Consider the following 18432-nt stretch of genomic DNA (forward strand, 5'->3'; position numbering starts at 1 on the left):
GAGGGCCCTGATCAGAGGATATCGAGCTTTCGCAACGTCACCCGCGCCATGGCCAGATTTGCCTGCGCCCGATCAAGCGCGACGTAGAAGAAGATCCCCGCATCATCCGAAAGCGGACGGATCAGGTGATACTGGCGGCCAAGCGAGATCAGGATGTCCTCAATCTCATCATCCAGCTCCAACGACCGGATCGCCCGCATCTTTGCCCGGACAACTTCGGTGTTTACCGCGGCCGCCGTCTCCAGATCGAAATCGTGACCGCCCTCACTCGCAATCATCATTCCTGACTCGCTGTCCACAAGGCATGCGCCAATGAAACCAGGTAGGGTGTTGAGCGCGCTCATGTCGTGTGTTGCCAGATCTCGCATGTAGTTGTCCCTTTCAGTGGGTGTATGAGAATCCGCCTCGCGTGCCGTCGGCTCGATCCGGATGATGTTGGATTGCAGGACCTCGCCGGTCGTGACGTGGTGATCCTCCGGTCCGGTTACGCGACGTGCAAAAAGTCTCAAGGCGTCTACTCCATGAATGGCGCGCAAGCCCAATGCCAGGCGTCTCATTGGCCTATAGCTACGAATTGACGCACCAGAAGTTTCAGCTGGTTTACACTTTTTTGTATTTTTTTTCTGACACCTCGAAGCGAAGTACCCTGCGTGGTTCAAAAAATTATCGTCGCAATTTCATTTTCCCACACGGCAACCTTGCGCAACATTATGTCTCACGCTATGTCATGCCGCAGTGCAGCACCAACCCGCGAGTCGTGACATGGCCCAGAAAGATCGTCCCTGGCTTTTCCGCACATATGCAGGCCACTCCACGGCCACCGCATCCAATGCGCTTTACCGCGCGAACCTCGCCAAGGGGCAAACCGGTCTGTCGGTCGCCTTCGACCTGCCCACCCAGACAGGGTATGACAGCGACCACGTTCTCAGCCGGGGTGAAGTCGGGAAAGTCGGTGTACCCGTCAGCCATCTGGGCGACATGCGCACGCTCTTCGATCAGATCCCGCTGGAGCAGATGAACACCTCCATGACGATCAACGCGACCGCCGCATGGCTGCTCGCGCTCTATATCGCCGTGGCGGAGGAACAGGGCGCCGATATCTCCACTCTCAAGGGCACGGTGCAAAACGACATCATCAAGGAATACCTGTCCCGAGGCACCTACGTCTTCCCGCCTGCGCCCAGCCTGCGCCTGATCGGGGACATCGCGGAATACACCTATGCCAACGTGCCCAAGTGGAACCCGATGAACGTCTGCTCCTACCACTTGCAGGAAGCCGGTGCGACGCCTGAACAAGAGCTTGCCTTTGCCCTCGCCACAGCACAGGCCGTGCTTGATGAAGTCCGTGAGCGGGTGAGCGCCGAAGATTTCCCCGGCATGGTCGCGCGCATCTCCTTCTTCGTGAACGCAGGCATCCGCTTCGTGACCGAGATGTGCAAGATGCGCGCCTTCACCGAGCTGTGGGACGAAATCTGCGAGAGCCGCTACGGCGTGGCCGACCCCAAGCTGCGCCGCTTCCGCTACGGTGTACAGGTGAACTCACTCGGACTGACCGAGCAGCAGCCTGAAAACAACGTGCACCGCATCCTGATCGAAATGCTGGCCGTGACGCTGTCCAAAAACGCGCGTGCCCGCGCCGTGCAGCTGCCCGCGTGGAACGAGGCGCTCGGCCTGCCGCGCCCATGGGATCAGCAATGGTCTCTGCGCATGCAGCAGATCATGGCGTTCGAGACGGACCTTCTGGAATATGACGACCTCTTCGACGGCAACCCGGCCGTAGACCGCAAGGTAAATGAGTTGAAAGAGGGTGCGCGCGACGAACTCAAGCGCCTCGATGAGATGGGCGGCGCCGTCGCCTCCATCGACTACATGAAGGGCCGTTTGGTGGAGAGCAACTCCGCCCGCCTCGGCCGGATCGAGCAGGGTGAAACCGTCGTCGTCGGCGTGAACAAGTACCAGCAGGGCGAGGCCTCCCCGCTCACCACAGGTGATGGCGGTATCATGGTCGTGGACCCGGCAGTTGAGGCCGAACAGATCGGGCGGCTCGAAGCATGGCGCGCGGCCCGCGACGACGACGCGGTCAAGCAAGCCCTCGCCGACCTGCGCGCCGCGGCCCGCGAAGGCCGCAACATCATGCCCGCCTCCATCGCCGCCGCGAAAGCAGGTGTCACAACCGGCGAGTGGGGCACCGCCATGCGGACCGAATTCGGCGAATACCGCGCCCCCACCGGTGTCTCGAAAGCGGTCAGCAACGCGACCCAGGGCCTTGATGAGATCCGCGACGCCGTGGCCGATGCCGCCAACCGTCTGGGCCGCCCCCTCACCTTCCTCGTGGGCAAACCGGGCCTCGACGGGCATTCCAACGGCGCCGAACAGATCGCCGTGCGCGCCCGCGACACCGGCATGAACGTGATCTATGACGGCATCCGCCTGACGCCGGAACAACTGGTTGAGAATGCCCGTGAGGGCCGCGCCCACGTCATCGGCCTCTCCATCCTCTCCGGCTCCCACCTGCCGCTGGTGGAGGAGACGTTGCGCCGCCTGCGAGACGAAAAACTGGACCTGCCCCTCGTCGTCGGTGGCATCATCCCCGAGGAGGACGCCGCCAAACTACGCGCACAGGGCGTCGCCCGCGTCTACACACCGAAGGATTTCGAACTGAACCGCATCATGTTCGACCTCGTCGAACTGGTCTGCCCGGTCGAGCAGGCTGCGGAATAGGGAACACACACCACCGCGACGCGTTTCTTTCTCCCACCCCGATATGTCGGGGTATTTGAGAAAGGAATTTGAAATGCAAAAGATTCAGGCACACGACATCAAGCGCGAGGAATTGGACGGTCGAGGGAAATATACTTGGGCTCTCGATGGGCTTGAGGCAGAGCTTCAGTATACCGTTACATCTAAAGATGTACGCACCGCCGACCATGCGGTTGTGCCACCTGCCCTGCAGGGGTCCGGGGTCGGGCACGCCCTGGTCGAGCGTATGGTGAACGATGCGCGCAATAGCGGCTGGAGGATCAAACCGGTCTGCGGTTTCGTTGCCTCCGCCAAAGAAAAACATCCCGACTGGCACGACGCCTTTGTCAACTGAATCAGCCGCTTCGGGCAGCGCCTCCACGCTGCCCGAAGCCCGCGTCTTTCAGCAAATACGCAAACGCATCCCCTCTCATTCCACGTGAACCCGTCTCATCTGGCCTTATCAATGTCGCAAACATTGCATTGCGATGTCGTAAACTGGCGCTACGCTAATCGCTATTGAGACTGGGAGAGCCAATGTCCGACGATGATGAGCATGATCTGCGCATACCAATGCGCGACGGGATCACGCTGTCTGCGCGGATTTGGGGCATGGACCCCACCAATCCAAAACCTGCAATCCTCGAAATTCTGCCCTACCGCAAGCGCGACGGCACCGCTGCCCGTGACGCCACAATGCATCCCCGTTTCGCTGCCTTGGGCTATGCCTGCCTGCGCGTCGACCTGCGCGGTGCAGGTGAAAGCGAAGGATTGTTCGATGATGAATATTCCGAGCAGGAATTGACCGACATCGAAGATACGATCACCTGGATCTCAGATCAAAGCTGGTGCACCGGGAAAGTCGGCATTCAGGGTATCTCGTGGGGCGGCTTCAACGGTTTGCAAGTTGCAGCCCGCCGACCGCGCGGCCTCGCCGCTGTCATCACCCTTTGCTCAACCGTGGACCGCTTCGCTGACGACATTCATTACAAGGGCGGATGCATGTTGGCCGAGAATCTCGGCTGGCACGCGACCGCAACCTCATGGCTTACGATGCCACCCGACCCCGACCTTGTGGCGGACTGGCGCGCCATCTGGTTGGAGCGATTGCAGACCTTCCCCCATCTCGGCGCGATCTGGTCCCGCCATCAGACCCGCGATGCCTATTGGAAGCACGGCTCAATCTGCGAGGATTTCGCCGCTATTGAAGTTCCCGTGCTCGCAATCGGCGGTTGGCATGATGGTTATCGCAACACGCCCGCACATCTCCTCGCAGGTCTGCCCGGCATCGCCAAGGCCATCATCGGGCCGTGGAACCACAAATACCCCCATATCGCCACGCCGGAACCCCGCCTCGACTATGTGGCAGAGGCTGCCCGCTGGTGGGATCACTGGCTGAAAGGGGAGGAGACTGGGGTGGCGGATGATCCGGCCGCGCGGATCTACCTGATGGATGGGATAGCCCCTGCAACGGCCTATGCCCATCGCCCGGGCCGCTGGGTCGCGCTTCAGGATTGGCCGGCAAAGGAGATATCCCAGACGGCTCTCCCCCTCGGCGCAGATGGTCTGGGAGAAGCCACCCCGTTCTCACGCGTGGCGAAATCCGTCCCCCGCCATGGTGAATGTTGTGGGGAGTACTTTCCCTTTGGTTTCGGTCCGGGGGAGTTGCCGGACAACCAGCAGGAGGATGACAGCCGCGCCTTGTGCTTTGACGGCCCCCCGCTTGAGACTCCACTGGCCATCGTTGGCGCCCCGACCGTGGAGATCACGCTCAGCGCCGACCAGCCACGCGCCCAGCTCGTCGCACGCCTCTGCGACGTCGCCCCGGACGGGGCCTCGACGCTGATCTCTTACGGCCTGCTCAATCTGGCGTTCCGCAACGGGTTCGAGGTGGCAGAACCGCTGACCACCGGACAGCCCGTCACCGTCACGCTCGCACTCGACCAATGCGCTTATGAACTGGCCCCGGGCCACTGCTTGCGCCTCGCACTCGCGCCCAGCTACTGGCCCTTTGCCTTCCCCGAACCGGGCAATGCGAACCTGACGGTCACTGCGGGCATCCTGACCGTTCCATGTCTTGACACCTCAAATATCAAGACACCCGAAATGCAGCCGAACCCGCCCGAAACCGCCCAAACCCATACCCAATTGCGCAAGGGAACCGAAACAAAGGGCTGGAATACCAACGAATCCTACCGCACACTGACAATCATTGCGGATCATGGAGAGACCCAGGACCTGTCCCACGGCCTTAGAAATAGCAGCAGCGTTCAAGAACGTTGGTCCATCAATCCAGAGAGTACGGACGATGTGAAAGCCACGATCCAATGGGATCGGGCGCTGTCCCGTGGTGACATAACCGCCAGAACCGAACTTGAAACAACGCTCATCGCGGATGAAACGCATTTCCGCCTGAGCACCAGTCTGCGCGCGTTCGAAGGCGATACCTGCCTTTTCGAGCGGGACTGGGCCGAGGATATTCCCCGGCTTGGCGCGCCAATATCATAACAAACGGAAAACCCACAGTTGGAGAGAACCCATTATGTCAGATGAACTTAAGTACCTAGCACGCATGGCTGCCGCAGGCCGCCTCAACCGTCGCGCCTTCATGGGCCGCGCAGGCGCACTCGGCGTCTCCGCAGGTCTCGCAGGCACCATGCTGTCCTCCGCCGTTTACGCACAAGGCGCCGTCAAGGGCGGCACCATCCGCGTCGGTATTCAGGGCGGCTCCTCCACCGACAGCCTCGATCCGGCACTGGCCACGAACGCCACCGCCGCAATGCTCAACAAATTGTGGGGTGAGTGCCTCGTTGAACTGAACGCCGATGGCGGCCTCGACCTGCGCGTGGCAGAGGAATATTCCTCCTCCCCCAACGCGCAGACCTGGACCTTCCGCATTCGCGACGGCATCACTTTCCACAACGGCCAGCCGCTGACCGCGGAAGACGTGCTTGCCACGATGGAGCGTCACGCCGGTGAAGATAGCCAGTCCGGCGCCCTCGGCCTGTTGCAGGGCATCGACAGCATGCGCGCCGAAGGCCGCGACTTCATCATCGAGCTGGGCAGCCCGAACGCTGACCTTCCCTACCTGATGTCGGATTACCACCTGACCATTCAGCCCAATGGCGGCAAGGATGATCCTGCGAACCCGATCGGCTCCGGCCCCTATGTGCTCAAAGAGCATGAGGCAGGCGTGCGCACCGTGTTCGAGAAGAACGCCGATTTCTGGGATGCTGACCTCGGCAACGCAGAAACCATCGAACTGCTCGTCATCAACGACGACACGGCACGGGTTGCCGCACTTCAGTCCGGTCAGGTCCACATGGCCAACCGTGTGCCGCCGCGGGTTGCCTCCCTCGTGGGTCGCGCCCCGAACCTCACCGTGCATTCCGAGCCGTCGGCCGGTCACTACGTGTTCATCATGCACGCCAATACCGCGCCGTTCGACAACAAGGACCTGCGTCTGGCTCTGAAATACGCGATCAACCGCGAAGAAATGGTTGAGAAGATCCTGTTCGGCAACGGCTCGGTCGGCAACGACACGCCCATCAACGCAGCCTACCCGCTGTTCGAGGCGATGGAGCAGCGCACCTACGATCCTGAGAAAGCCGCGTTCCACTTCCGCGAGTCCGGCCACGAGGGCTCGATCCTGCTGCGCACGTCCGACAACTCCTTCCCGGGTGCACCGGATGCGTCCCAGTTGTTCCAGCAGTCGGCAGCAGCAGCGGGCATCACGCTCGACATCCGTCGTGAGCCCAACGATGGCTACTGGTCCGAAGTCTGGAACAACCAGCCGTTCTGTACCTCCTATTGGGGCGGTCGTCCGACGCAGGATATGATGTATTCGACAGCATATCTCTCCACTGCCGACTGGAACGATACCCGCTTCTTCAATGAGCAGTTCGACCAGCTTCTGGTGGCTGCACGCGGTGAACTGAACCAGGACACCCGCCGTCAGATGTATGCCGACATGGGCACCATCGTCAGCGAAGAAGGCGGCCTGATCTGCCCGATGTTCAACAACTACATCGACGCGACCAGCGACGAAGTCGCAGGCTGGGGCCCGTCCAAGGGCTTCGACCTGATGAACTACATGGCACCCATGAAAATGTGGGTCGTGGGCTAAATGAACCCCGCCCTGAAATTGATCGCCCAGCGCCTTGCGCTGGGCGCTCTCCTGCTCCTCGCTGTGTCCGCGTTGATATTCGCGGGGACGCAGATCTTGCCGGGCGATGTCGCCCAATCCATTCTCGGCCAGTCCGCCACGCCCGAAAGCCTCGCCAATCTGCGCGAAGAGCTGGGGCTGAACGAACCCGCCCTCACCCGCTACTTCGATTGGCTGGGCGGCATTCTCGTAGGCGACCTTGGCACCGCGCTGACATCTGGCGCCGATATTTCGGAGGCTGTCGGAAAACGCCTCTCAGCGACGCTCTTCCTGGCGTCCGTAGCCGCGGTCATCTCCATTCCGCTGGCCATTCTGCTCGGCCTCGTCGCCGTCCGCTACAAGGACCGCTGGCCCGATAAGCTGATCTCCGCCTCTACGCTCGCCTCGATCTCGCTGCCTGAATTCTTCATCGGCTACCTCTTGATCGTCTTCTTTGCCGTGAACCTCGGCTGGTTCCCGTCGCTTGCCCGCATCAATGACGGGATGAGCTTCTTTGCAAAGCTTGAGGCCGTGTTCCTGCCTGCGCTGACGCTGACACTCGTGGTGCTCGCGCACATGATGCGCATGACCCGCGCCGCAATCCTGAACGTGATGCAATCGGCCTATATCGAAACGGCAGAGCTTAAGGGCCTCGGCTCCTTCAAGATCATTGCCCGCCACGCCTTCCCCAATGCCATCGCGCCGATCATCAATGTGGTGATGCTCAACATGGCCTATCTGGTCGTTGGCGTCGTCGTGGTTGAGGTGATCTTCAACTATCCCGGCATGGGGCAATATCTGGTCGATCACGTGTCAAAACGAGACGTCCCCGTGGTGCAGGCCTGCGGCCTGATCTTCGCGGCGATCTATATCGGGCTGAACCTCGTCGCAGATGTGGTCTCGATCCTCACCAATCCGCGCCTGCGGCATCCGAAGTGAGGGCGAAGACATGGACCTGAAAACAATCCCCATCTCCGCCTGGATCGGCATCATCTCCACCACCTGCTTCGTGCTGGCGGCCATCTTCGCACCGCTCATCGCGCCCTACGGCATGGCCGAAGTGGTCGGCGGCGTGTGGGAACCGATGAGCGCGACACATTGGCTTGGTACTGACAACCTCGGGCGCGACCTCTTCAGCCGCATGATCTACGGCGCGCAAACCACACTCACCATCGCGGCGCTGGCAACCCTGGTCAGCTTCACAACCGGTTCCCTTCTGGGCATGACCGCCGCCGTTGTGGGCGGCTGGACCGACCAGATCCTGTCGCGCTTCGTCGATCTTCTGATGTCGATCCCGACCCTGATTTTCGCCCTTGTGGTCCTGTCGGTCCTGCCGCCGGGCCTGCTGACCCTGATCCTCGTCATGGGTGTCCTCGACGCCACCCGCGTCTTCCGCCTCAGCCGTGCAGTGGCCGTGGACGTCAATGTCATGGACTTCGTTGAGGCTGCGAAACTGCGCGGTGAAGGCCGCTGGTGGATCATCACGCGTGAGATCTTGCCCAACGCTCTTTCGACCCTCGTGGCCGAACTGGGCCTGCGCTTCATCTTCATGGTGCTCTTCCTCTCCGCCCTCTCTTTCCTGGGCCTTGGCATCCAGCCCCCGCAGGCAGACTGGGGCGGCATGGTGAAAGAGAACAAGGATGGCATCGTCTTCGGCATCGGTGCGGCCTTGATCCCGGCGGCGGCCATCGCGCTGCTTGCCATCTCGGTGAACCTGATCGCGGACTGGATCCTGAACCGCACGACCGATCTGAAAGGGGGCCGTGGTGGCCAGTGATACGTTCCTAGACATCCGCAATCTCAAGATCGGCGTCACCGTCCGTGAACCGGGTGAGCGTCCGCGCGACATCACCATCGTGCACGGCGTCTCGACCAAGCTGGAAGAGGGTAAGGTCCTCGGCCTGATCGGCGAATCCGGCGCCGGCAAATCCACCATCGGCCTCTCCTCGCTCGGCTACGGTCGCGGCGGGGTGGAGATCACAGGGGGGGAGGTCTGGGTCAATGGCCGCGACATCCTCGATCTGAACCGTGCGGGGCTGAACAGCTTTCGCGGGAAGGAGGTCTGCTACGTCTCGCAATCCGCGGCGGCTGGCTTCAACCCTGCGCATAAGCTGATCGATCAGGTGATCGAGGCCAGCCTTGAGCATGGCATCATGTCAAAGCCAGAGGCGATGGCCCGCGCGCGCGAACTGTTCGCCGCCCTCTCTCTGCCCGATCCCGATAATATCGGGGATCGCTATCCGCACCAGGTCTCTGGCGGGCAGTTGCAGCGGGTGATGACCGCCATGGCGCTCTGCCCCAAACCCGACTTGATCGTGTTTGATGAGCCGACAACCGCGCTCGACGTAACCACCCAGATCGACGTTCTTGCCGCGATAAAGAACGCGATCCGCGTCACCGGCGTGGCGGCACTCTACATCACCCATGACCTCGCAGTGGTCGCACAGGTCGCGGATGAGATCATGGTGCTGCGCAACGGGGAAACCGTCGAACACGGCTCGACCAAGCAGATCATCGAGGACCCGCAAGAGGAGTATACGAAGGCGCTCGTCTCCGTCCGCTCCATCACGCACGAGGAAAAGGTCCCGACAGATAAACCGATCATCGAGATGAAGAACATCGTTGCCGGGTATGGCAGCGGGCCAAAGATCCTCGATGATGTCAGCGTCGAATTGCATCCGGGCCAGACGCTCGCGGTTGTGGGCGAATCCGGCTCGGGCAAATCGACCCTTGCCCGGGTGTTGACCGGGCTTCTGCCCCCACGCTCTGGCGAGATCACGTTTGAGGATCGCACGCTCACCCCTGATCAGAAATCCCGCCCACGCGAGGATCTGCGCCGCATCCAGATGATCTATCAGATGGCCGACACCGCGATGAACCCGCGCCAATCCATCGGCACGATCATCGGCCGCCCGCTGGAATTCTATTTCGGCATCAAGGGTCGCAAGCGGGACGAGAAGGTCGCCGAACTGCTCGACAAGATCGAACTGCCCGCCGACATCGCGGGCCGCTACCCCGCGGAGCTGTCGGGTGGACAGAAACAGCGGGTCTGTATCGCGCGGGCGCTGGCTGCGAATCCTGATGTCATCATCTGTGATGAGGTGACCAGCGCGCTCGACCCTCTGGTGGCCGACGGCATCCTGAAGCTGTTGCTCGATCTTCAGGCGCGTGAGGGCGTGGCATATCTGTTCATCACCCACGATCTTGCGACCGTGCGCGCCATCGCGGATTCGATTGCCGTGATGTACAAGGGCCGCCTCGCCCGCTACGGCACCAAGACCGAGGTGCTGACACCGCCTTTCGACGATTACACCGATCTGCTCCTGTCTTCTGTTCCAGAAATGGAACTCGGCTGGCTCGAACAGGTCATGGCCCATCGCAAGATGGAAAGTGCGGGCAACTGATGGCGGACATTCGGCGCGAGGAAGAAGGCTCTCACGGCCGTTATGTCCTGACCGAAAACGGGGTGGAGGCCGAAATGGCCTTCACCATCACATCCCCCAAGCTGCGCATTGTCGATCATACGGGGGTGCCCGACGCCCTTCGTGGAACAGGCGCGGGGCGACGCATGGCCGAACAGCTTGTGGCTGACGCCCGCGCAGAAGGCTGGAAGATCATCCCTCTCTGCCCCTTCGTGAACGCCGAACGGCGAAAGCATCCTGACTGGGCAGACGTCTTTCAGGTCTGACGTCCGCTTCGGATTGGCTCAAATATCCAAATCCCATCCGCTTGTGCGGTCCCCGGCGTCTGCTTTTTCGGTGCACGGGTTGTGTACGTTCTGTGTACGGGTTGTGCACAGCGTATTCAGGTCGACTTCGCGGCAAATCGTGCGGCTGCTGCCCCTGCCCAGCGCCCGGTCGCAAGGCAGGCTGTCAGCAGGTAGCCACCTGTAGGCGCCTCCCAATCCAGCATCTCTCCGGCGCAGAAAACCCCTGGCCGCGCGCGCAAACTCAGGTCACGATCCAGAGCCATCTCGGTCACACCGCCCGCGACCGAAATCGCCTCATCCAAAGGCCGCGTCGCGCGCAACATCAGCGGCACCGCCTTGATCCGTTCAGCCAGCGCGCGTGCCTCCTGCGGCAAGGGTCCACCCTCACGCAACAGAGCCATCTTCACACCTTGCAGGCCCGTTGCCTTGCGCAAGTAGTTGGATTGGCTCATTTTTCCGCGGGGTCGCGAGAGGCGCCCGGTCAGCGCGTCAAGGCTTCGATCAGGTGCGAGGTCTAGTGAGATCGCCAGGCCGTCCGTTCCCATCGCCTCCCGAACAGCGGCTGAGATTGCGTAGATGGCGCTCCCCTCGATCCCGCGTTCGGTGATCACGAATTCACCACTGACCTCTGCCCCAGCTGCCATGACGCGGACCGCTTTGACCGGCGTTCCGGCGTGACGCAGCATCGGCTCCGACCAGCGCAGGTCGAAGCCCATATTTGCGGGCTGAAACGGCGCGAGATCAATTCCTTCGGCCTGAAAGGTCTTTGCCCAAGCGCCATCCGATCCCAAACGCGCCCAAGAGGCCCCGCCCATCGCGAAAATCGTAGATTTCGCAATAACTTGCCGTGGTCCGTCTTCCGTCAGAACCGGCACATCGAACCCTTGCCAGACCGCGCGGGTCCACAATTGCACACCCTGATCTTCCAGCCGTTTTGCCCATGCGCGCACGAGCGGAGACGCTTTCATTGCGACGGGGAAAACACGACCCGACGAGCCTGTGAAAATCTCCTGTCCGAGACCGCGCATCCAGTCTTGGACCTCCTGCGGACCAAAGGCCCGCAGCATCGGTGCCAGCCATGGTCTGCCGCAGGCTTCAATGACGTGATCGACGCTGGCATCTTTAGTGATGTTGAGACCGGATTTACCGGCCATTAACAGTTTTCGGGCAATGCTCGGCATGCGCTCGACCACCAGCACCCGCGCGCCCTGTGCAGACGCCACCTCTGCTGCTGCCAGCCCCGCAGGGCCGGCACCGACAACCAGAACATCGACCTTTAGGTCAGAAGGCATGGGAAAAGGTCAGCTCGACACCACGCGCATCATAGGAAAACGGTGTCAGGGTTGAGGCATTGTTGGTCTGGGTGAAGGTGATCAACGGCACAACATCCCCCAGCCGAAGCCTGTCCCACTGCACAGCCAACCGCGTCCGGCTTGTTTCATCTTCGCGGCGCGTTCCAAGAATGATCAATTCGTGGCTGCGATCTTCCGCCTCGTAGGAGACATCGACCAGCAAGCCATTGTCAAAGCGGTAATAAGCCCCGACCGTCGGCGCGATAGCGTCATAGTCGAGATTGGCAACGGCGCTGTTCTGGCCGTCAAAGCGCACCCCGCCACGCACGCCAAACTGTCGGTTGACGGCATAGCCCAGCCCCAACGTCAGCGTTCGCCGGATGCTGTCTGTGCCGTTGTCATAGTCTCGCCGTTCAATCGCCGTGCTGCCATCAAAGGCAAGGCGCTGCGTCATGGCATGACGAACCGACAGACGCAGGCCGTACCCATCATCAAATTGTTCGCCATTGACCCAACGCCGGTTGCCGAAGATCTCGGCGGTGAAACGGTCCCGCTCTGTCCCATGCTGGACACCCAACCGCACGCCCGCAGTGTCCGTGTCGAATGCGCGCGCGCGATAATCATCGCGCTGCGCATGCAGGGTTGCATAGATCTGCGTGTCCTCGGAAACGGCGTCCGTAAAGGTGAGCGCCCCGCCATAGCGCACACCAACACCGGACTGAGCCGTATTCGAAATGCGAAACGGAAGACCCCCGATCAGGACGGTTTGCGCGCTGGCCCCATTGTTGAAATTCGTTGACGGCGCGATCGTCAGAAACGCAGAGGGTTGAAAGCCCGATCCGGGTTGCAGCGCGCTTATCATCGTGTCCAGCTCTTGCGACTCGGCCGTGGAATTTGCGGTCTCAGCCAGAATGCCAAACTGATAGCCCGCCCCTTCCCGCCGACCTTGTGCGGCAAGCACCTGTGCCAGTTCGAGGCGCACCAGCCGAAACTCCGGCCTTACGGCCAGAATGTCTCGCAGGATCGCTTCAGCCCCGGCGAAATCACCGCGCAGGCGCAATATGACCGCTTGCAGAAAGGCGGCCTCGTATTCTGCATCACCATCATCAAACGGCGTGACGGCCAACAGCACCTCGGCCTCATCCAGCTGACCGGCCTCGATCATGGTTTGGATGACACCAATTTGCTGGTTCTGCGTCAGGTCCGCATAAGAAAGGTCGTCCTGTGCTACGGCAGGCAGCACACCGATGAGCGCGAGAAACAGCGCACGAAGGATACAAAACACAGGGGCAGTCCTGACTTGGCCAAGCGGAAAGGTCGTTGGGGGCGAGACTATGGCCCGCCCCCGCAGATTACCAGACTAGCCTGCGCCGTGGCATGTAGCTTAGAAGAAAGCCTGCAAGCCCGTCTGTGCCCGCCCCAGGATCAAGGCATGGACATCATGCGCGCCTTCATAAGTATTGACCGTTTCAAGGTTCTGCGCGTGCCGCATCACGTGGTATTCGGCCTGAATGCCGTTGCCGCCATGCATGTCACGGGCGAGCCGCGCGATGTCGAGCGCCTTGCCGCAATTGTTGCGTTTGACGATGGAGATCATCTCGGGTGCCGCACGCCCTTCATCCATCAGCCGCCCAACGCGCAAGCTGGCCTGCAGGCCCAGCGCAATCTCTGTCTGCATGTCCGCGAGCTTCTTCTGAAACAGTTGCGTCTGCGCCAGCGGTCGGCCGAACTGGTGCCGGTCGAGGCCGTATTGGCGCGAACGGTGCCAGCAATCCTCTGCCGCGCCCATCGTGCCCCATGAAATGCCATAGCGTGCGCGGTTGAGACAGCCAAACGGCCCTTTCAGCCCCTCGACATTAGGCAGGAGCGCATCCTCGCCGACTTCGACACCCTCCATAACGATCTCGCCGGTGATGGAGGCGCGAAGCGATAGTTTTCCGCCGATTTTGGGGGCGGAGAGGCCCTTCATGCCCTTCTCCAACACGAAACCCCGGATCTTGCCGCCATGGGCCTCGGACTTCGCCCAGACGACGAAGACATCCGCCAGCGGACTGTTGGAGATCCACATCTTCGCGCCGTTCAGCACGTAGCCGCCATCGGTCTTTTTCGCGACCGTCTTCATGCCCGCCGGGTCAGAGCCCGCATCCGGTTCGGTCAGGCCGAAACAGCCGATCCATTCGCCGGAGGCGAGCTTGGGCAGATATTTCTGCCGCTGCTCCTCGGATCCATAGGCGTGGATGGGATACATGACGAGGGAGGATTGCACCGACATCATGGAGCGATAGCCGCTGTCGACCCGCTCCACCTCCCGCGCGACGAGGCCATAGCTGACATAGCCCGCGCCCAAGCCCCCATAGGCCTCGGGGATCGTGGCGCCCAGCAAACCCATCTCCCCCATCTCGGCAAAGATTTCAGGGTCGGTCTGTTCGTTCAGGTAGGCATCGGTGACGCGCGGCAGAAGCTTGTCCTGCGCAAAGGTGCGCGCCGCGTCGGAGAGCATCCGCTCCTCCTCCGTCAGCTGGTCGTTCAGCAGGAAAGGATCGTCCCATGTGAAAGACGCAAGCGAAGGGCCGTGGCCTGTGATCTGTCCGTCGGGCATGTCATGTCTCCTTTGTTTGCAGTATCGCGGGTTAGCGAGCGGGGTTCAATGCGACGCCGACGGAGGCCAGCGCCCGACCTCGGGTGGGCGCCCCACCGGCTCGCCCGAAGTGCTTTATCGCTCAAGCCCGCACTATGGTTGCGCATCTCGGACGGGTGCAAAAGCGCCCTCCCGGGGGGAGGTCGGGCGCTGGCCGGATGCTGGTCGCAACCGGCCGGATAACCTAAACCTTCGCCGGATCGCTCAACCACGGAAGTATGGCGGAGAAGTCGCGCCCCTCCTCATCCATCTCAACGAAGCGCTCATAGATCTCGGTCGCGCGGCCGCCCATCTGTGTGATCGCGCCCGCACTCTCAGCCGCCTGCTGGCTCAACCGCAGGTCCTTGAGCATCAGTGCTGCTGCGAAACCCGGCTTGTAGTCATTGTCCGCCGGGCTTTGCGGGCCGACGCCCGGTGCAGGGCAATAGGCGTTCATGCTCCACGAATAGCCTGAGGAGGTGGAAACGACATCGAACATCGCCTGCCGGTCGAGACCCAGCTTGTCGGCCAGCGCGAAGGCCTCACACGTGCCGATCATCGTGATGCCGAGGATCATGTTGTTGCAGATCTTCGCCGCCTGCCCGTTGCCCGGAGGGCCACAATGCACGGCCTTCTGGCCCATGATCTCAAAGAGCGGCTGCGCCTTGGCAAATGCCTTGTCAGAGCCGCCGACCATGAAGGTCAGCGTGCCCGCCGCCGCACCGCCAACGCCGCCCGACACCGGCGCATCAACGGGAAGAAGGCCTGCATCCTCCGCCGTGATCGCAGCCTCCCGCGCGCTGTCCACATCCACGGTGGAGCAATCGATGAACACGGCCCCCGCCTGCCCGGCGGGCACGATCTGGGCATAGACGTCGCGCAGGATCTGACCATTGGGCAGCATTGTTATCACCGCGTCGCACCCAGATGCAGCCTCAGCGGCGGAGCCCGCCTGCGCAACGCCCTCGACCGTCACACCCGCAACATCGAAGCCCGTCACCTCATGCCCTGCCGCGACAAGGTTTGCGGCCATCGGTGCGCCCATATTTCCAAGCCCGATAAATCCGATCTTCATGGTGTTTCTCCCGGTATGGCACGCCTCGGACCTGATCCGGGGCCGCATTGGTTGACCGGCCCCGGATCAGGGGCCGGGGCGATGCCCTTTATAACTTCAATTCATCCGCGCCCAGCGGCTGCAACATATGGCTGACTTTGACGCCCGGCAGCTCTTCGATGGTTGGGACCGCCCATTTCGGCGTGCGATCCTTGTCGATCACCGCCGCGCGCACGCCTTCGAGAAACTCGCCATGCTCCATACAGCGGGACGTGAAGCGGTATTCGAGCGCCAGTGCCTGCTCCATCCGCTCAAACTCCCGCGCGCGGTGGATCGTCTCGACGGCGCAGGCCACGGCGAGGGGGGCATTGCGGCGCAGGGCCTTGAGCGCATTTTTCGCAAAGTCGCTGTCATCATGAACAAGGCTGTTGATGATGTCGCGCGCACGCTCGCCCCCGAAATGCTCGTCGATCTTCGGTTGCAGAGCTTCCAGCGGCCCCGGCTCGGGCGTCTGGGCGAACATCGGGATGATATCGACGCCCTTGATGCAGAGCGCATTCTTGAGCGCGTCGAGCCTGTCCGCCGGGACATATGTGTCGGCGAAAGTCGCGCGGATCGCATCCGCCGGACCCATGCGCGCTGCCGTAGTGCCCAGATACTCACCCAGTCGCCCCGGCGCACAGCCGAGCAGCAGTGATCCACCCACATCCGGGATCAAACCGATCCCGCATTCGGGCATCGCGACCTGCGTGCCATCGGTCACGATCCGGTGGGAGCCGAGGGCGGAAACACCAACCCCACCGCCCATCACAAAGCCATGCATTATCGCGACATAGGGCTTGGGGTAATTCCAGATCAGCGCGTTCAGCCGGTATTCATCCGCCCAGAACCGCTTGCCATAGGCGAAGTCGCCCGCACGACCCGTTTCATAGAGGTCTTGAATATCGCCGCCCGCGCAAAAGGCTCTCTCGCCCTCACCGTCGATGATGATGAGCTCGACCGCGTCATCATCGCGCCATTCCAGAAGGTACTTTTCGATGTCGAGCACCTGCTCATGCGTGAGCGCATTCAGCGCCTCAGGCCGGTTGAGCGTGATGCGGCCTGCGCGGCCTTCGATGCGGAAATGGGTGTCGGTCAAGATTTGGTCTCCAAAGTGCTGAGCCGGCCTTCAACCTTCTCGATGCGATCTTTTGCAGGCCCCATACTTCTGAACATGGCGGCGGCAGCAATGAAGTATTTGGGGATGAAGTCGTACGCGGAAAAATAGACGATTGGGATCGAAAGGATCACAGACCCAGGCAATGCGACGCCCCACAGAAGCCAGACTGGCATAACAGTCGCGGAATATTCAGCAAGGAAAACCAATGGAACGAGGCCAAACCCAATGGCCAGAAACCAAGGGAGGTAGTGTATCCCTAGGCAGAACAAGCTGAAAACCGGGACGCGAAGCGTACGCCGAAGAAAGATCAATTCGCTCAGCATATATCGACGGCGAAGCATATGACCTATCGTTTTGATGGAGCACCCAACGGCCCGAACACTTTCTGTCAATGAAATGCTCCTTCGGCGGGCCAGTGGCCCGCCGGGCGCACAACCCGCCCCCCTGAGGTGGGCGCGTTGCGCCAGTCCCCGCGGGTCGGGCGCCTGGCTTGCGTGGCGTTACAGTTCAAGCGGCGGTGTATCACCCGTTCCCCCGATCTGCGAGCAGCTTGCGGGCGATGATGACGCGCATGATCTCGTTGGTGCCTTCGAGGATCTGATGGACGCGGAGGTCCCGCACGATTTTCTCGATCCCGTAATCTTCCAGATAGCCGTAGCCGCCATGCAGTTGCAGGCAGTCATTGGCCACGTCGAAGGCCACGTCCGTCACGAAGCGCTTGGCCATTGCGCAGTGTTGCGTGGCGTCCGGTTCCCCCCGGTCGAGTTTCCACGCGGCTTGGCGCAGGAAGACACGGGCGGCTTGCAGCATCGTCTCGGCATCGGCGACGCGGAATTGCAGCGCCTGAAACCGGTCAAGGGTTTCGCCGAAGGCACGGCGCTCGCCCATATAGGTCAGCGTACGGGTCAGCGCGCCCTGCGCACCGCCAAGGCTGCACGCCGCGATGTTCAGCCGCCCGCCGTCGAGGCCTTTCATGGCGAAGCGGAAACCGTCGCCCTCCGCCCCGATCCGACAACGCGCTGGTATCCGGCAATCGTCGAACTGGACCTGCGCGGTCGGTTGCGCCTTCCAGCCCATCTTCCGCTCCTGCCCGCCAAAGCTGAGGCCGGGGGCGTCTTTGGGCACAAGCAACGTCGAGATGCCCTTTGGCCCTGCCTCCCCCGTCCGGCACATCACGATGTACCAGTCGGAGAAATCACCGCCGGAGATAAACGCCTTCGTGCCGTTCAGCACGTAGTCATCACCCTCACGCCGTGCCGTGGTTTTGAGAGCGGCGGCATCCGACCCGCTGCCCGGTTCGGTCAGACAATAGCTTGCCACTTTTTCAAAGCTCGCGAGGTCGGGGATCACCTCGGCCCGCAGCGCATCGTCGGCGAAGCTGTCGATCATCCACGCGCACATGTTGTGGATGGAGATGAAGGCCGCGACACTTGGATCGCCAAGGCTCAACCCCTCGAAGATCAGTGCAGCGTCGAGGCGGGAGAGCGCCGTGCCGCCATGATCCTCGGCGCAATAGATCGCGCCCATGCCCAATGCACCGACCTCAGCGAGGAGTGCGCGGTCGATGCCAGCACTCTCCGCCTCCGCCGCCATGGGGCCAAGCCGGTCGCGGCCAAAGTCGGCAGCCATCTCAGCAATGGCGGTTTGTTCCTCGGTCAGGGCGAAATCCATGGCCTAGCTCCCTCTCGCAACATGCCCCGGACTTGATCCGGGGCCGC

The 18432-nt window shown here is 61.7% G+C and carries 15 protein-coding genes; 8 read left to right on the forward strand and 7 right to left on the reverse strand.

Annotated features, from left to right (window positions below):
- Nucleotides 1-11 precede the first annotated feature (11 nt).
- Complete coding sequence (locus POI8812_RS01935) at nt 12-509, reverse strand: roadblock/LC7 domain-containing protein (RefSeq protein WP_245895203.1); 498 nt, start codon at nt 507-509, stop codon at nt 12-14.
- Nucleotides 510-762: 253 nt separating this feature from the next.
- On the opposite strand from POI8812_RS01935, the gene POI8812_RS01940 reads away from it, so the two are divergent.
- The 8 genes from POI8812_RS01940 to POI8812_RS01975 all read left to right on the forward strand — a co-directional run bounded on the left by POI8812_RS01940 (nt 763) and on the right by POI8812_RS01975 (nt 10571).
- Nucleotides 763-2721, forward strand: coding sequence for an ethylmalonyl-CoA mutase (locus POI8812_RS01940; RefSeq protein ID WP_108780836.1), 1959 nt, complete (start codon nt 763-765; stop codon nt 2719-2721).
- 73 nt (nt 2722-2794) lie between these two features.
- Entirely contained in the window at nt 2795-3094 is a 300-nt protein-coding gene (locus tag POI8812_RS01945; RefSeq protein ID WP_162844857.1) for a GNAT family N-acetyltransferase, read from the forward strand.
- Nucleotides 3095-3276: 182 nt separating this feature from the next.
- Nucleotides 3277-5247, forward strand: a complete 1971-nt coding sequence (locus tag POI8812_RS01950) for a CocE/NonD family hydrolase (RefSeq protein WP_108780838.1) — start codon at nt 3277-3279, stop codon at nt 5245-5247.
- 34 nt (nt 5248-5281) lie between these two features.
- Nucleotides 5282-6865: an ABC transporter substrate-binding protein gene (locus tag POI8812_RS01955; protein WP_108780839.1), complete on the forward strand. Its 1584-nt coding sequence runs from the start codon at nt 5282-5284 to the stop codon at nt 6863-6865.
- Nucleotides 6866-7822 carry an ABC transporter permease gene (locus POI8812_RS01960; protein WP_108780840.1) on the forward strand — a complete coding sequence of 319 codons (957 nt, stop codon included), beginning with the start codon at nt 6866-6868 and terminating at the stop codon, nt 7820-7822. It abuts the gene before it with no gap.
- 16 nt (nt 7823-7838) lie between these two features.
- A complete protein-coding gene (locus POI8812_RS01965) occupies nt 7839-8660 on the forward strand; it encodes an ABC transporter permease (protein WP_162844887.1) in 822 nt (273 codons plus the stop codon).
- Nucleotides 8650-10287 carry an ABC transporter ATP-binding protein gene (locus POI8812_RS01970; protein ID WP_108781480.1) on the forward strand — a complete coding sequence of 546 codons (1638 nt, stop codon included), beginning with the start codon at nt 8650-8652 and terminating at the stop codon, nt 10285-10287. Before POI8812_RS01965 ends, POI8812_RS01970 begins: the two co-directional genes overlap by 11 nt.
- A complete protein-coding gene (locus tag POI8812_RS01975; protein ID WP_108780842.1) occupies nt 10287-10571 on the forward strand; it encodes a GNAT family N-acetyltransferase in 285 nt (94 codons plus the stop codon). Before POI8812_RS01970 ends, POI8812_RS01975 begins: the two co-directional genes overlap by 1 nt.
- Nucleotides 10572-10687: 116 nt before the next feature.
- On the opposite strand, the gene POI8812_RS01980 is transcribed toward POI8812_RS01975, so the two are convergent.
- The 6 genes from POI8812_RS01980 to POI8812_RS02010 form a co-directional block, all read right to left on the reverse strand.
- Nucleotides 10688-11884 carry a TIGR03862 family flavoprotein gene (locus tag POI8812_RS01980; protein WP_108780843.1) on the reverse strand — a complete coding sequence of 399 codons (1197 nt, stop codon included), beginning with the start codon at nt 11882-11884 and terminating at the stop codon, nt 10688-10690.
- The gene (locus POI8812_RS01985; RefSeq protein WP_108780844.1) at nt 11874-13169 is read right to left on the reverse strand and encodes a surface lipoprotein assembly modifier; all 1296 of its coding nucleotides are present in this window, start codon (nt 13167-13169) and stop codon (nt 11874-11876) included. The genes POI8812_RS01980 and POI8812_RS01985 overlap by 11 nt, the downstream gene beginning before the upstream one ends.
- A gap of 99 nt (nt 13170-13268) precedes the next feature.
- Nucleotides 13269-14483, reverse strand: a complete 1215-nt coding sequence (locus POI8812_RS01990; protein WP_108780845.1) for an acyl-CoA dehydrogenase — start codon at nt 14481-14483, stop codon at nt 13269-13271.
- A gap of 223 nt (nt 14484-14706) precedes the next feature.
- Nucleotides 14707-15576 (reverse strand): 3-hydroxyisobutyrate dehydrogenase, encoded by an 870-nt coding sequence (gene mmsB, locus POI8812_RS01995; RefSeq protein WP_108780846.1) that lies wholly within the window; start codon nt 15574-15576, stop codon nt 14707-14709.
- Between the two features lie 88 nt (nt 15577-15664).
- Nucleotides 15665-16693: an enoyl-CoA hydratase/isomerase family protein gene (locus POI8812_RS02000; protein ID WP_108780847.1), complete on the reverse strand. Its 1029-nt coding sequence runs from the start codon at nt 16691-16693 to the stop codon at nt 15665-15667.
- A gap of 543 nt (nt 16694-17236) precedes the next feature.
- Complete coding sequence (locus tag POI8812_RS02010) at nt 17237-18385, reverse strand: acyl-CoA dehydrogenase family protein (RefSeq protein ID WP_108780849.1); 1149 nt, start codon at nt 18383-18385, stop codon at nt 17237-17239.
- Nucleotides 18386-18432 lie beyond the last annotated feature (47 nt).

Source organism: Pontivivens insulae (assembly GCF_900302495.1).
Lineage (GTDB): Bacteria > Pseudomonadota > Alphaproteobacteria > Rhodobacterales > Rhodobacteraceae > Pontivivens > Pontivivens insulae.